The 14,926-nt window shown below is 43.6% G+C and carries 18 protein-coding genes; 4 read left to right on the forward strand and 14 right to left on the reverse strand.

Annotated elements, in window-relative coordinates:
* Entirely contained in the window at positions 1-717 is a 717-nt protein-coding gene (locus C8D85_RS03075; RefSeq protein WP_133559888.1) for an ABC transporter permease, read from the reverse strand.
* A 49-nt stretch (positions 718-766) separates the two neighbouring features.
* Complete coding sequence (locus C8D85_RS03080; RefSeq protein ID WP_133559889.1) at positions 767-1,546, reverse strand: transporter substrate-binding domain-containing protein; 780 nt, start codon at positions 1,544-1,546, stop codon at positions 767-769.
* A 99-nt stretch (positions 1,547-1,645) separates the two neighbouring features.
* Between C8D85_RS03080 and C8D85_RS03085 the strand changes: the two genes are divergently transcribed.
* Positions 1,646-2,659: a LysR family transcriptional regulator gene (locus tag C8D85_RS03085; protein ID WP_244936878.1), complete on the forward strand. Its 1,014-nt coding sequence runs from the start codon at positions 1,646-1,648 to the stop codon at positions 2,657-2,659.
* 64 nt (positions 2,660-2,723) lie between these two features.
* On the opposite strand, the gene C8D85_RS03090 is transcribed toward C8D85_RS03085, so the two are convergent.
* On the reverse strand, positions 2,724-3,290 hold the full coding sequence (locus C8D85_RS03090; RefSeq protein ID WP_133559890.1) for a nitroreductase family protein: 567 nt from the start codon (positions 3,288-3,290) through the stop codon (positions 2,724-2,726).
* A gap of 98 nt (positions 3,291-3,388) precedes the next feature.
* On the opposite strand from C8D85_RS03090, the gene C8D85_RS03095 reads away from it, so the two are divergent.
* Entirely contained in the window at positions 3,389-4,945 is a 1,557-nt protein-coding gene (locus tag C8D85_RS03095; protein ID WP_133559891.1) for a coiled-coil domain-containing protein, read from the forward strand.
* Positions 4,946-4,974: 29 nt separating this feature from the next.
* Here the strand turns inward: C8D85_RS03095 and queF are convergent, their stop codons facing one another.
* The 3 genes from queF to C8D85_RS03110 are packed head-to-tail and all read right to left on the reverse strand — an operon-like array spanning position 4,975 to position 7,490.
* The gene (gene queF, locus C8D85_RS03100) at positions 4,975-5,787 is read right to left on the reverse strand and encodes an NADPH-dependent 7-cyano-7-deazaguanine reductase QueF (protein ID WP_133559892.1); all 813 of its coding nucleotides are present in this window, start codon (positions 5,785-5,787) and stop codon (positions 4,975-4,977) included.
* Positions 5,788-5,797: 10 nt separating this feature from the next.
* A complete protein-coding gene (locus C8D85_RS03105) occupies positions 5,798-6,571 on the reverse strand; it encodes an ABC transporter permease (protein ID WP_133559893.1) in 774 nt (257 codons plus the stop codon).
* A gap of 1 nt (position 6,572) precedes the next feature.
* The gene (locus tag C8D85_RS03110; protein ID WP_133559894.1) at positions 6,573-7,490 is read right to left on the reverse strand and encodes an ABC transporter ATP-binding protein; all 918 of its coding nucleotides are present in this window, start codon (positions 7,488-7,490) and stop codon (positions 6,573-6,575) included.
* Between the two features lie 54 nt (positions 7,491-7,544).
* On the opposite strand from C8D85_RS03110, the gene C8D85_RS03115 reads away from it, so the two are divergent.
* Positions 7,545-7,958 (forward strand): PA2817 family protein, encoded by a 414-nt coding sequence (locus C8D85_RS03115; RefSeq protein WP_133559895.1) that lies wholly within the window; start codon positions 7,545-7,547, stop codon positions 7,956-7,958.
* A gap of 39 nt (positions 7,959-7,997) precedes the next feature.
* On the opposite strand, the gene fabF is transcribed toward C8D85_RS03115, so the two are convergent.
* From fabF to C8D85_RS03150, 7 genes are all read right to left on the reverse strand, one after another.
* Positions 7,998-9,236, reverse strand: a complete 1,239-nt coding sequence (gene fabF / locus C8D85_RS03120; RefSeq protein ID WP_133559896.1) for a beta-ketoacyl-ACP synthase II — start codon at positions 9,234-9,236, stop codon at positions 7,998-8,000.
* A 103-nt stretch (positions 9,237-9,339) separates the two neighbouring features.
* Positions 9,340-9,573, reverse strand: coding sequence for an acyl carrier protein (gene acpP, locus C8D85_RS03125; RefSeq protein WP_055462884.1), 234 nt, complete (start codon positions 9,571-9,573; stop codon positions 9,340-9,342).
* 135 nt (positions 9,574-9,708) lie between these two features.
* Positions 9,709-10,434: a 3-oxoacyl-ACP reductase FabG gene (gene fabG, locus C8D85_RS03130; protein ID WP_133559897.1), complete on the reverse strand. Its 726-nt coding sequence runs from the start codon at positions 10,432-10,434 to the stop codon at positions 9,709-9,711.
* Between the two features lie 19 nt (positions 10,435-10,453).
* A complete protein-coding gene (gene fabD / locus C8D85_RS03135) occupies positions 10,454-11,380 on the reverse strand; it encodes an ACP S-malonyltransferase (RefSeq protein ID WP_133559898.1) in 927 nt (308 codons plus the stop codon).
* Entirely contained in the window at positions 11,377-12,327 is a 951-nt protein-coding gene (locus tag C8D85_RS03140) for a fatty acid synthesis protein (protein WP_133559899.1), read from the reverse strand. Before C8D85_RS03140 ends, fabD begins: the two co-directional genes overlap by 4 nt.
* Positions 12,328-12,339: 12 nt before the next feature.
* Positions 12,340-12,519 (reverse strand): 50S ribosomal protein L32, encoded by a 180-nt coding sequence (gene rpmF, locus C8D85_RS03145; protein ID WP_067209547.1) that lies wholly within the window; start codon positions 12,517-12,519, stop codon positions 12,340-12,342.
* Positions 12,520-12,530: 11 nt separating this feature from the next.
* Positions 12,531-13,082: a YceD family protein gene (locus tag C8D85_RS03150; RefSeq protein WP_228191879.1), complete on the reverse strand. Its 552-nt coding sequence runs from the start codon at positions 13,080-13,082 to the stop codon at positions 12,531-12,533.
* Positions 13,083-13,195: 113 nt separating this feature from the next.
* On the opposite strand from C8D85_RS03150, the gene C8D85_RS03155 reads away from it, so the two are divergent.
* A complete protein-coding gene (locus tag C8D85_RS03155; protein WP_133559900.1) occupies positions 13,196-13,783 on the forward strand; it encodes a Maf family protein in 588 nt (195 codons plus the stop codon).
* 56 nt (positions 13,784-13,839) lie between these two features.
* Here C8D85_RS03155 and C8D85_RS03160 read toward each other — a convergent pair whose 3' ends face one another.
* Positions 13,840-14,841 carry a S49 family peptidase gene (locus tag C8D85_RS03160; RefSeq protein ID WP_162847526.1) on the reverse strand — a complete coding sequence of 334 codons (1,002 nt, stop codon included), beginning with the start codon at positions 14,839-14,841 and terminating at the stop codon, positions 13,840-13,842.
* Positions 14,842-14,926: the final 85 nt, after the last annotated feature.

Genomic DNA, 14,926 nt, shown 5'->3' on the forward strand with positions numbered 1-14,926 from the left:
CTATTTACCCGCACTTATGCCGCGGTTTAAACGAGTTTCCATTTTGAATAAAACTCGCTCACATAAAATACAAATCAGCCAGTAAACTAAGCAGACGCTTAAGTAGAAAAGAAATGGCTTCTTCGTTGCACCTACTGCAATGTTGGCGGCGCGCATCAGGTCATCTAAGGCAATGACCGAGACCAAGGCCGTGTCTTTCAATAAATTAATCCAAAGATTACCCAGACCAGGCAGTGCCAAGCGCACAATCTGCGGCCTTTCTATAAACCAAAAGATCAGCCACCTATTCATTGACAGTGCTATACCTGCTTCCTTTTGTCCTTTATCCATCGCCTGCCAAGCTCCACGGATCACTTCAGCAGCATAACTACTGAAAACCAAAGCTAGTGCAATTATCCCTGCCGCAAAAGGACTGAACTCTACATACTTAATGTCTGGATTGAGCCACTTTATTAGCTGGTTCAACAGCAATCCAAGACCATGATAGATGATGAATAACGTCAGAAGCTCAGGCAGGCCTCGTAACAGCGTCGTGTAAAATGTTGCGAAGGCTCGCCCAAAACGTGAAGAGCTAACAGATAACCCAGCAACCCCAGTGCCTATTATTAACCCTATGGGTAATGCTAAAAATGCCAACAGCAAAGTAATGCAAAGGCCTTTAAGCAGTTCATCACCCCAGCCCTGACTACCAAAGCTGAGTAAAGCCAAGTTATCCATTTACCTTCCCTCTCATTCTTATTGAAAATCAAGAAAACACAGACCACTCTTACTTGAGCGTCAATAAGTTTAGAGAGAAGTACTGCTCGTTAATTTTCTGATATGTGCCATTAGAAATGATGTTTGCGAGCGATTTATTGATACGCTCTCGTAGCTCAGCGTCTTCTTTACGAAGCGCCATGCCCACCCCTTCTCCGACATATTTTGGATTGGTAATTAACTCCCCTGCCTTCTCACAGCAAGAGCCATCTTGAGTAGCAATCCAATCTGTCATTGGCATGATATCGCCCACCATGGCGTCTATGCGACCACTGGCCATATCGAGGTTTGCAGCATCTTGCGTAGGGTAAAGTCGAATTTCAGCATTTGGATAAGCGCTAGCAAGGTAATCCGCCTGAGTAGTAGAGCTTTGCGCTCCGATGATCATGCCATCCATAGATTCAGGATCAACGTCATTGATCCCTGAATTTTTATCCACGACAAACGTCATCGCAGACGCTTGATAGGGCTTGGTAAAGGCAACTTGCTCTTTTCGCGCTTCTGTAATGAACATAGATGCTAAAACGACATCATATTTATTGGCTAAAAGGGCCGGAATAATGCCATCCCAATCTTGAGCGATGAACTCGCATTGGACTCCCATATCGGCACAAATGGCTTTACCGATATCAATATCAAAACCTGCTAATTGACCATCAGCAGTGAAGTAGTTAAATGGAGGGTAAGCACCTTCTGTACCGATACGAACAGTTTCTTGTGCCGAGGCTTGATAAGCTGAAATGGACATTGCAACAAGCGCTAGTTTGATAGGGAGGTATGTTTTATTCATCGTCGTTTCCTTTGTCATATTCGGTACCGAAAGAGGTACTGCTTCTAATTTTTTTAGTGGAACGTTAAGCAGTATCTACAAAAGAAAACAAAAGCCATAATGATGAATAAGTATGCTATATATAGCTTACCGCTATGTGTAGACTATAAATCCATGCTAACAAATAAAGATAAATTGCTTCGAAACCTTGATTGGAACTTACTGTATACGTTTTTAGTTATCGTAAACGAAGGGGGAATTAGTGCCGCAGCAAGGCGACTTTCTTTAAGCCAGCCTAGTGTCAGCAATGCATTAAAAAGACTTGAAGAACACTTCGATACCCGTCTAATTCTTAGAAAGAAAGGTGTCTTCTCACTCACCCTTGATGGCATGCGTGTGTACGAGTACGCCTCATCGGTTAGCCGTATCATCAGTACTATGGCCAACCAGTTTGTTGATCAGCAAGATTTAGTACAAGGCGAGCTAAAAATTGAAGTGGCCAGCCACCTATTTAGCCCAGCGCTCGACAACACCATAAAGACCTATCACCAACAATATCCAAACGTGCTCTTCAATATTAATACCTTTCCTAGCGCGGATATTGTCGCTCATGTCGCTGAAGGCGAGCTTCATATTGGGCTTTGTAATAAAAAAATTGCCAAAACAGGTATCAGATGTGACTTTCTCGGATATGAGAAAATGGGCTTTTTCTGCGGGCCGTCTCATCATTTATTTGGTCAAAGTGACCTAACCATTGATGATATTAAAGGCATCCCCTATGTATCGTTTGAAAGCGATCAGCCAGGGGAAGGATTAGACGCTATCGCTCAATTTAGAGAGGAGAATCGATTTTGGGGAAAACTTACGGCTGTATCTTCCAACCTAGAAGAAATTAGACGCTTGATATTACTTGGCGTTGGATTTGGTGCCCTGACAACAGAAAGCGCTCAGCCGTATGTTGATCAGGGACTACTGTGGCCATTACCACCCTATGAATCTTTACCCGTCACAGAAGTGTATCTCGTTACACCTGAGTCCGTTGCGCTCAAAGATATAGAAACACAATTTATCAGCATGTTACGCAAAGAAACAAAGAGTCTTGTTATCAGCAATAACGATGGTCGTCATATTTAGCGAAAGTGTTAGGTTAATTTAAAGTTCTCGAACAACTTCGAGAACTTTAAATCATCCATTCGATCTATAAATCAACAAAGCTTAATCTTTCTTCAAGACCTGTATCAGCCACTCGATTAGGAGTCTGCGTCGGTGTTCCTGCGTAAATCAAACCAACAACCTGTTGGTTATCATTAAGATCGAATAAGTCCTTAGCAGTATCGGTAAACACTGCAGGACCCGTTCTCCAAATACCGCCATAGCCTAGAGCATCTAACCCCAGCAATGCTTGCTGTGCAGCAGCTGAAGCCGCCATAAGTTGTTCAAACTCAGGCACCTTGGGATGATGCACAATGTCCGCGTAAACGAGCAAAATAGCAGGGGCTCGGAAGGCTTTCTTAATAAAAGTTTCCGCTTTATCATCCGTCAGTTCTGGGACTTCACTTTTCGCATGCTGCCAATAAACTTGACCAACTTGCTCACGACCTGAGCCGCTAAACACTTTAAAACGCCAAGGCTTTAACGAGCCATGATCTGCCGCTCGGCTCGCTGCATCCAGAATATCAAACCACTCTTCCTTAGAGGGTGCCGGCTCAGCAAGTTGATTTCGAGATACACGATCTCGCATAAATCGTAAAAAATCTTTACTCATAGCGTGAAAAATTCCGTTAATATCATATATATACCTAAAGATAACGAATGTGCTGAGACAAGTAAATCTAAACGACTCTCATTTATGAGGCAGGCATTATGGAAAAATGGGTTCTATGGGTCTTACTGGAAGCCGCCACCGTCATGGCCATCGCATCACTATGGATTCTATGGCGCGCTAAAAAACTAAGCAAACCTTCTAACGACAAACAAACAGATTCTGTCGAGTCAGATGAATCTGTTAGCATCGAAGAAAACACTACTCTTCCGTTTAATAATTCAGCTGAAGACGATGAGCAATCCCCTTTTAAAGCATTTGCAAAGGCCTTAGAACTTCAAGCTAATGAAGCAGCCGATGTCCTTAAAAGCTTACGTACATCCGACGATTTAGAAACTGTCACACGCTTTAAACTTTGGGGCACTCTTGTGAAGGCTGAGCGTGCTATTTTGCTTAATGATGAAACCGAAAAGCCTCAAGCGATTTTAAATCGATTTATGGCCAGCATCATTAGCACTCTTGAAAGTGTTAAGAACCGAAATTTAACGAAGCACTCTCTTACTGAAACATTGAAGGAAACAGACGCTGAATTCATCCAAGCCAGCGAGTTACTCATTTCAAAAGAAGAACTTGTAACCAACCAAAGAGAACTACATGGGGAGCTTCACAAGAGTATCGAGTTTGCTGAAAAGAAACTGAACAAGCTCAAAGTTAAAGATACTGAGTTACAACGATTACGTAATGAACTAAAAAAACAACAGGATCAAGTTAGTAAACTAGAAGAACATGCGCATCATAACCAGGATCTCAAACAGACGGCTCAAGCTCCGGAGAAAGACACCCCCCAAATTCAACACAGCTCTACGCGCCACCTTCATCAACTCGAACGTTTATCGAAGCGCCAACAGGCCATTATTGAACATTTACAAGCCCAGCTTAAAGATAGCGCTAATGACAAAGGTGATCAGAAAGAGAAAGCCCAGCAAATGGCCATTAGTCGTATGGAGCGCCTTGCAAACGAATCCAGCTCTTTGATTGAGCAACTACAGTCGGAGCTCGAAAGTACCAACTTATCCATTTCATCACTTAAGCAAGAAATTCACGATAAGGATAAACAACTTGAAGCCATTGATGAGCAACTGAAGTCAAGCGAGGGTGGTGTTTTAGGTGAATACCAAACATTATCTTCAAATAAGCGCGATACGCTAGAGTCTATTCTAGGTGGCTTTGCAAACCTTAATAAGGATACTCCCGAAAGAGCTCAATCGATTTCAGAGCAAGAAAAGGAAGTTCTGAACCTAGAGCAAATGTTGAAAGAATCTGAGACTTGTGTGCAATTATTGGCTCAAGAACTTGAGAGTGCCGAAACTGAAAACGTTGCCCTGCGAGAGCGCATCGAAAGACAAACAAAAGATAAACGCAATAGCACTAATGCTGAGGATATGCCGAAAGAGCTGTTGGAGTTAGAGGCCCTTAGAGAAGAACACCGAGATCTAGTGGGACAAATTCAGCACATGAAAGACTCATTATTAAATCAAGTGTCTGGCTCAACAGAAAAAACACTACGAAATGAATACAACAAAAAGAGTCTTGAACTTGATAGACTACAACTTGCCTATTCAGATCTTGAGCGGAAATACTTAGGAACACTCCGCTAGCCAGCAACACGACTAGCGGAGTAATTACACTATTGTCTTGTTAAACGATCATTACCTAAGACAATTGGATCTGTCGAGCGATAAGGATTGATATCTAAACCGCCGCGACGAACATAGCGTGCATAGACAATCAAACTCTCAGGCTGACATTTTGTCATGATGTCGATGAAGATGCGTTCCACACACTGTTCGTGAAAGTCAGTATGCTCACGGAATGAAGCAACGTACTTTAGCAGACCAGCATGGTCGATTTTAGCCCCACGATAATCAATGAATACAGAGCCCCAGTCAGGCTGATTCGTCACAGGACAGTTTGACTTGAGCAAGTGGCTAACTAAACGTTCCTCTACTTGCTCTCCTTCAACAGTCGTCAAAAGATCTGCATTTGGATGGTATTCATTGACCTCAACATCTAGATCATCGATACAGTAATCAGGTGTTAGCACCACAAGCGCTTCCATCGCCTCCACATCACGTATGATTACCGTCACATCGGCACCTGCCGCTGCTGATAGATCTTTTTCAAGCAGTTCTTGTACTTCAAACTGATCTTCATAGCGCATCTGATTAAGCGAATTCAGGTACAACTTGAAAGACTTCGACTCAATGATATTTGGCGAATGACAAGGCAGACGAAACTCAGCCGTCGCAACAATAGGTTTGCCTTTTTTATTTAGCCAGGACAACTCATATGCATTCCAAATATCCTCACCATGAAAAGGTAAGCGCTCAGACTCAATTCCCATGTCTTTCCACTTGTCTACGCGCGGGATGGGAAACAACAATCCTGGATCGTACTCAGACACATATTCCGTTTTCTGTCCTAGGGGCAAAAAACCCATGTTCAACACCTCAACTTCTAATGCCTCTACCGCGATTGAGTAGAGACAAACCAATATAAAATAACGCAATGATAAAGGCAGCGATAATAAACAAAGCCCACGTCACGTCAATATCTGAAACACCTAAAATCCCATAACGGAAGGCATTTACCATATAAAGCACCGGATTTAGCATGGATACCCCTTGCCAAAGCTCTGGTAGCAAACTAATCGAGTAAAACACCCCACCAAGGTACGTGAGTGGTGTTAAGATAAATGTCGGCACAATGGACACATCATCAAATGAGCGCGCATAGAGGGCATTAACAAAGCCTCCCAACGAGAACATCACTGATGTCAGGAATACGATAAGCACCGTTAGTAGTAAGTTATGTAGATGCATATGTGTAAAAAACAGCGACAACACTGTCACAATCGCCCCGACAAAAAGCCCTCGAGCAACGCCGCCTAAAACATAGCCTAGTAAAATCACCCAATTAGGCGTAGGTGACACCAGTAATTCTTGAACGCTATGCTGGAACTTGGCTGAGAAAAACGATGACGCAACATTCGAATATGAGTTGGTGATCACCGACATCATGATCAGTCCTGGGACGATGAACTGCATATAACTGAAGCCCCCCATTTCCCCAATACGACTTCCAATTAGATTACCAAAGATCGCGAAATAAAGGGTCATGGTTATGGCTGGAGGTAGGAGGGTTTGCGGCCATATGCGCATAAAGCGGCGAATCTCTCGGCGCAAGATGGTGTAAAAGGCAATCCAAATTTCAGACGAGGACATGCTACTTACTTCCTTTGATCAATTTTACAAATAGCTCTTCAAGACGGTTTGACTTATTACGCATACTGACGACTTTGACATTCAGCTGATTTAAATAATTAAACACATCATTTAGGTTTTGACCTTTCATGACCGCTACTTCGATTGAAGAACCATCACCTACTAAATTCATCTCATAACCGTCCAGTTCTACATTTGAAAGAGAATGATCTAAATCCAATACAAACGTCTCACTGCTTAATGTCTTTAAAAGCGCCTTCACACTGGTGTTCTCAACAATTTCACCACTGTTAATGATGGCAATATTTCGACAAAGCTGCTCCGCCTCTTCAAGGTAATGGGTCGTTAGGATAATCGTGGTGCCCTGCTCATTTAGCTCTTTAATGAACTCCCACATAGAACGACGCAGCTCTATATCAACACCTGCTGTAGGCTCATCGAGGATTAAGACTTTCGGTTCATGTATCAGCGCACGAGCAATCATTAATCGACGCTTCATACCACCTGATAGCATACGAGACTGCGTGTCTTTTTTATCCCAAAGGTCGAGTTGTTTAAGATACTTTTCAGCTCGTTCTTTTGCTAACTCCAATGGTATTCCATAAAAGCCAGCCTGCGTGACCACGACGTTAAACACCGTCTCAAAGACATTGAAGTTGAACTCTTGAGGCACTACGCCGAGGTGTAACTTTGCTTTGGCAAAATCTTGATCAATATCCACGCCAAAAATACGCACACTCCCTGCGGATTTATTGACTAAAGAACAAAGAATCCCAATCGTTGTCGACTTACCCGCGCCATTCGGCCCCAACAAAGCAAAGAAATCTCCCTGCTCAACAGTTAGATCAACCCCTTTTAAGGCTTCAAAACCGTTGTCGTAGCGTTTTTTTAGGTCCTTTATTTCAATAGCATATGCCATAATAACCTTCTTAATTAATACACTTTAAACCCATCAAGATAGGTTTCATTTCTCGTGAGTTCTAGAATCCAATTTATTATTAGCCGCCTACAAAACCTTCAGCAACGCTTCCAAGAGCATGACCCCTTTGATCGCTCTGAGTTAGCTGAAGAAGAGCAAGATTTTATTAATAAGTGGGATGAACTAATTACTTCAGGCAACCAAGCTCAACCTGAGTTTCTCTTTGATGCCCAGGAGCTGTTAAGCCGCTTTATCCGCTGCTACCCAAACTTGGTTCCTTTAATGCATCGTGAGCTATTATATTTTGTCGGTGGTGAATGCTTGCACTTCCTAGGAGACGAAGAGCTCGGTTTTTACCAACAAATTGACGAGCAATTATATGATGCGGAACAAGCAGGTGGGAGCGTAGACATAGCTGAAATGATAGAAGCTAATCGCCCTGCTGCTCAAGGGGAAACCTTGCAATAAAAATTAAGTTTATAAAAAAAGCGGCTATTGCCGCTTTTTTTATATTTTTCGGAACACTAAAGTGCCGTTGGTTCCACCAAAACCAAACGAATTGTTAAGGACTAACTCGACTTTTCGTTTTTGTGCCGTATGGGCAACATAGTTCAAGTCACAACCTTCGCTAGGTTCTTCCAAATTAATAGTCGGTGGCACCAACTGATCCCGTATCGCCAAAACAGAGAAAATAGACTCTACTGCACCCGCTGCACCTAACAGGTGACCAGTCATCGACTTCGTTGAGCTCATTGCAACATCAGAGGCATCAGCCCCCATTAATGTTTTGACCGCTTGCGTTTCAGCAAGATCACCAATCGGAGTTGAAGTACCATGAGCGTTAATGTAATCAATCTCTGACGCCTTGGCACCCGCATCTTTAAGAGCAGCACTCATTGCGGATAAAGCCCCATCACCATTCTCTGGTGGTGCGGTCATATGGTAGGCATCATCACTCATACCAAAGCCAGCCAATTCTGCATAGATCGTCGCTCCACGAGCGATGGCATGCTCGTATTCCTCTAAAACTAGAATACCTGAGCCATCCCCCATCACAAAACCATCACGGTCTTTATCCCATGGCCGGCTTGCTGTCTTAGGATCATCATTGCGTGTCGACAAAGCACGTGCTGCACCGAAGCCACCGATACCAAGCGGAGTGATTGCCATTTCTGCACCACCAGCCACCATAACATCTGCGTCACCGTATGAAATCATACGCCCCGCCATACCTATGTTATGCGTACCTGTAGTACAAGCTGTTACGATCGAAATGTTTGGCCCTTGAAAACCAAAGCGAATCGCAACATGCCCAGAAATCATATTAATGATTGCGCCAGGAACAAAGAACGGAGAGATCCGTTTTGGCCCCGATGCATTCAGCAATTCAACGTTCTTCTCGATCATTGGCAAACCACCAATACCTGAACCGATAGCACATCCAACACGTTGATAGTCAATTGCTTCAGGGGTTAATCTAGCATCTTCAATAGCTTGGACTGCTGCCGCAATACCGTATTGAATGAAAACATCCATTTTCCGAGCTTCTTTTACGCTCATGTATTGCGATGCATCGAAGTCTCTTACTTGCGCAGCAAAACGGGTGGAAAATTGGGAGGCATCAAAGTGCTCAATTGGAGAAACACCACTTTTGCCTTCAATTACATTATCCCAAGAGTCTTTTACGTTATTGCCAAGGGGGCTCACCATTCCCATACCGGTGACTACGACCCGACGACGAGACATATGATTCCTCCGAAAAACTCCCTTTTATGTAGGGGGTATGAATAAGAAAAGCCGCTGTACGTACAATACAAGCGGCTTTTCGAAAACTCAGTGCACCAGGTTATTACAAGTTAGCGTTGATGTAATCAATTGCTGCTTGTACAGTGGTGATTTTTTCTGCTTCTTCGTCAGGAATCTCTGTATCGAATTCCTCTTCAAGAGCCATTACAAGCTCAACTGTGTCTAGGGAATCAGCACCTAGATCATCTACGAAAGACGCTGCTGGCACAACTTCTTCCTCTTTAACACCTAGTTGTTCGCAAACGATTTTTTTAACGCGTTCTTCAATGCTACTCATTAGAAGTTCCTACTCTACTCGTTAATAGCTCACTTTGAGCATATTATAAAAATTAGTGACACCCATAGTGGGCGTGATTCTCATCATGAACCGGAGACGTATTTTCGTTGAATTCATTACGAATTTCAACTCAAATTACGCCATGTACATACCACCATTGACATGTAGGGTTTCACCGGTAATGTAACCTGCTGCATCAGAGGCCAAGAAAGCAACAGCTGCTGCAATTTCAGCTGGCTCACCAAGACGTGCTGCTGGCACTTTAGAAACCAAGTTCGCTTTGTGCTCTTCTGGTAGATCTTTGGTCATGTCTGTCGCAATAAAGCCAGGCGCTACACAGTTTACAGTGATGCCACGAGAGCCAATTTCAGCAGCTAAAGAGCGACTAAAACCTTCTAGGCCTGCTTTTGCAGCAGAATAGTTTGCTTGGCCAGCGTTCCCCATAGAACCAACAACAGAACTAATCGTAACAATTCGACCGAATTTTGCTTTGGTCATGCCACGTAGACACGCTTTTGTTACTCGGAATACAGACGTAAGGTTAGTGTTGATCACTTGATCCCACTCATCCATCTTCATACGCATCATTAGGTTATCGCGCGTGATACCAGCGTTATTAACCAAAACTGTAGGCGCACCAAACTCTTCGTTGATTTGCTTGATAACAGCATCTACTGACTCGTCGTTAGAAACATCCAGTACGATACCCTTACCATTATCGCCTAAGTATTCGCTAATGCTTGCAGCACCCGCTTCACTTGTTGCGGTACCCACTACAGTCATACCATTAGCGACTAGCGCTTCAGCGATGGCTTTACCAATGCCACGCGTCGCACCAGTTACTAGCGCAATCTTGCTCATCAAGTTATCTCCAGTAATTTTAAATTCCTGCAGCAGCTTCAAAACCTGCTACATCTCCAATTGCTACAGCATCTAAACCTTTGACAATACGCTTGTTTAGACCTGTCAAAACTTTACCCGGACCACATTCAATTGTCTTTTCTACACCAAGCTCATTCAACAAGGCAATAGATTGTGTCCATAAAACTGGCTCACTTAGCTGAGAGACTAGGTTTGATTTGATTTGTGCCGCATCCGATACCGCTTGCGCAGTAACGTTTTGAACCAGTTTGATCGCAGGCTCTTTAAATTCAATCGCATTTAAACGTTCTGCAAGTTTCTCACCTGCAGGAACCATCAATTTACAGTGTGACGGCACGCTCACAGGTAAAGGCAATGCACGTTTAGCACCCGCTTCTTTAGCGTTTGCCATCGCAACTTCAACTGCTGCCGTTTCACCTGCAATTACTACTTGACCTGGAGAGTTAAAGTTAACCGCACTCACCACGCCTTCAGAAACTGCCTCACAAGCTGCTACAACCTGCTCATCAGATAAACCAATGATAGCGGCCATAGCGCCAGCACCCGCTGGGACCGCCTGCTGCATGAACTCACCACGCAATTTAACCAGTTCAACTGCATCGGCAAATTCAATCACACCAGCACACACTAACGCAGAGTACTCACCCAAACTATGACCTGCAACATAAGCAGGCTTATCACCACCTTGCTGCTCCCACAGACGCCATAGAGCAACACTACTTGTTAACAGTGCTGGTTGAGTTTTATCTGTTTGATTTAGAGATTCAGCGTCGTTTTGCACCAAATCCCATAGGTCGTAACCTAGCACTTGAGACGCTTCATCAAACGTTGCTTTGATAATGTCGTATTTTTCTGCCAAGTCAGACAGCATACCTAGCTGTTGAGAACCTTGACCTGGAAACACGAATGCTAATGAAGAGTTCATAACACCCCCTGTTGAGTTAACTTGGTTTCTATTCGTTTGTATAAATTTGTGCGAGCTATATCAATACCGTACTCAATCGCACCCATCATAGCCTGCAGATCTGAGCGACCATGACCTTTGACTAAATTTCCCTTGATGCCGACTAAACATGCACCATGCCGACTTTCTGCCTGCACCAGTTTTTCAATTGCAGAAGTATCCATTGAATGCTTTGGCAACTGAGACAACAAAAACATAAACAAGCCTTCAGAAGCTTTCAGCACGGCATTCCCTACCATGCCATCACAAACAATCACATTCTTCTCACCTGAAAAAAGCTCAAACCCTTCAGCGAAGCCCGAAAACTTAGGCCATGCTTGTTCGGATAGCATTTGGTAGCATTCCTTAATAACAGAGCTTCCTTTACTCGTCTCGACACCAACATTTAACAGCGCCACATTTGCTTCACTGTCACTTCGCGCTTCCACATAGGAAGCCCCTAGTAAGGCAAAGCCATTCAACATCTCTGCGGCACAATGCACATTCGCCCCCAAATCCACTAAACAACGAAGCGGATTGGGTCGCATCTCTCGAATTAAAGCTGGATAAAGCTTTGGTCTAAGCAAACCAACAATATGACGTGCAAGCGCCACCATGGCTGCAGTATTACCAAACGTCACCACTACATCAGCCTTAGCTTTAGACATATCAGCCAGAGAACGATATATGGTCGAATCCACTCTTTTAAACAATGAACGATCGACGACTTCCATACTAGATACAGAATCGTGACAAGCGACAGGAATAATTCGAGAAGAAGGCGACTCAGCAGGAAAATCAAATTCCTGAGGGTCAAAATAGAAGTGCGCCTCAACATCTGTAAAGGCGGCAACAATTTTTTCTGTTGCTTGGAATGCAATGCGGGGACCTAAGTCCCCGCCCATAGCGTCAATAGCTACCCTAATCATTGGGGTATCTAATTACTCACCCTTAGGAGTAACAACTTGACGGCCACGGTAAAAACCGTCTGCAGAAACGTGGTGACGACGGTGTAGTTCACCAGTAGTCTGTTCTACAGATAGAGTTGGGTTAGATAGTGCATCGTGTGAACGGCGCTGGCCGCGACGTGAACGAGTCACTTTACTTTTTTGTACTGCCATTTTTGGAGCTCCTAATTTTTCTTAGCCTTTAATTCGGCCAATATACTAAATGGATTCGGTTTATTTTCGTCATCCGGTGCGTCATCGGTAGACGATGCATACTTTAGAGCTACTGGGTTGCAACCACTTTCTTCGTGATAGGCAACAATAGGTAAAGCGAGAAGTAACTCTTGCTCGACCATATTAGCGAGAACGACCTCACCATCGGTCATGACAACGGGATCATAGTCGCTAGGAATATTCTTTGCGTGATCTTCGTCATAAACGAAGCACACACACAGATCAACCTCCAGATCAACTGGTGCAGCTTCCAAGCATCGTTGACACTCAACTTGAACGGTTGCAGTAATGGATCCGGTCGCAATGTAGCGCCTATCTTCATCGACTCTAAAGTTTAGATGAATTAACGCATCCCCTTCATTTGACGCTAAAGCAGCGCTCAACTCCGGAAATACACTGAGTGGTAAACGCCCCTCTAATGCAACTTCTTGAGCAGCATATTTACGAGGGTCAAAGTATTTAGGTAATGTGTCATTCAACATGGCGGGGAATAATATTGCCAAGGACCATTCTTGTCAAAGAATACTGAGGCAGAAATGGCATTTTTTACGTATTATTTCGTGCGATTCTAATTTTTAGCTATTTTTTCGACAAATCAAGGCACTGCAGGCTTCATATGACACAAAAATTGATCTTAGGCTCTTCCTCGAAATACCGTCAAAGCCTTTTAAAACGTCTTCAAATCCCATTCACCACACTTTCTCCTGATATCGACGAAAATCAATTACCAGATGAGACTCCTGAGAATTACATTGAACGGATCACTAAAGCTAAGGCTGAAGCACTCAAAAGCAAGCTGGATGATAATAGTATCTTAATTACATCAGACCAGTGTGCAACGTTCGATGGCATTATTATAGGCAAGCCTCTAACCAAACAAAAAGCCTGCGAACAACTCCAAAGCTTTAGTGGCAAAACAGTCACGTTTCTGACTGGTCTTTACACTTACAGCTCCCTCTCTCAGCAAAGCCGATACACTTTATCTGAGTTTAAAGTAAGCTTTCGAGAGTTGAGTAAATGTGAAATTGAGCGATACATTGACCTTGAGTCGCCACTAGATTGTGCTGGCAGCTTTAAATGTGAAGGCCTTGGTGTTGCTTTGTTTGAAAAGATGGAGGGAGAAGACCCCACATCATTGGTAGGACTACCATTAATTGAAACATGTAAAAGCCTGCGACAGCTTGGCATAAACCCGCTTGCTTAATCGATACAAAAACGGAGCCCTAGGGCTCCGTTTGTTATTTATGTAATGGCATATATTTAGCGCAGCTCATAAAGCCAAGACTTAACACTTGCCGATAGCTCCACCCCTAACTGCTTGGCCACCTTCTCCCATGGCTCTTGGTATGGCGTATAGTAAGCAGGCGTAAGACCCGAAAACTCTGTATTCAATAAATTTTGAGCGTAACCTAGCTCATCAGCCAAACCATTTTGTAATGCCTGTGTCCCAGTAAATACCATACCAGTAAACATCTGCGGATCGTTTGTCAAACGATCACCACGCCCTTCTTTTACAGCGCTAATAAATTGTTGATGCGTCTCATCCAACACCGCCTGCCAACTTTCTTGAGCTTGCTCTGACATAGGCGAAAACGGATCCATGAATCCTTTATTCTCACCAGCAATAAACAAGCGACGCTTTACACCTAACTTTTCGATCAGTTCACTGGCCTCAAAACCACCAGATATCACACCAATAGAGCCAACTAGGCTCGCCTTATCCACAACAATCTTATCTGCCGCCGATGCGATATAATAGCCACCAGAAGCCGCCATATCCTCCACTGCCACGACGACAGGTATCGATGGAAACTGCTTTCTATATTTCATGATGACATCATGCAAAATTCCCGCATGCACAGGACTGCCACCTGGGCTATTCATTTCAATCAATACAGCTTTATTACGTGAATCCGCATAAATATCGTCAAAGAGAGGAACATATTCGTTCGCATCCACCTCACTTTGCGCGCCTATCGTCCCTTGCATTCGAATGACAGCAACACTATCACTCACTGTCACTTCGTCAATCTCTGCACTCATAAATGCGGCGGACAAAACGCCAATAAAAATCGTTAGATAAACAAATCGGAAAAATATTTTCCATCGGCGTGCACGGCGACGTTCGACTACTTGAGCGCCAAGCACTTCTTTTAGTGCATCAACTACACCATCTGACGTATCACTAGATGCCGAGACAATTTTTTTAACTTCGACCTCGGATTCTATGTTTTTCTTATCGTCTTCTTCATTCCACGCCATGAACTTCTCCACTCGCCCAACAATTTTGATGACAGGCCCTATAACAAATACAACACTCATAATGCCGAAGCACTTAAGTTACGAG

Source organism: Marinomonas communis, from assembly GCF_004363305.1.
In the GTDB taxonomy this organism is placed as follows: domain Bacteria; phylum Pseudomonadota; class Gammaproteobacteria; order Pseudomonadales; family Marinomonadaceae; genus Marinomonas; species Marinomonas communis.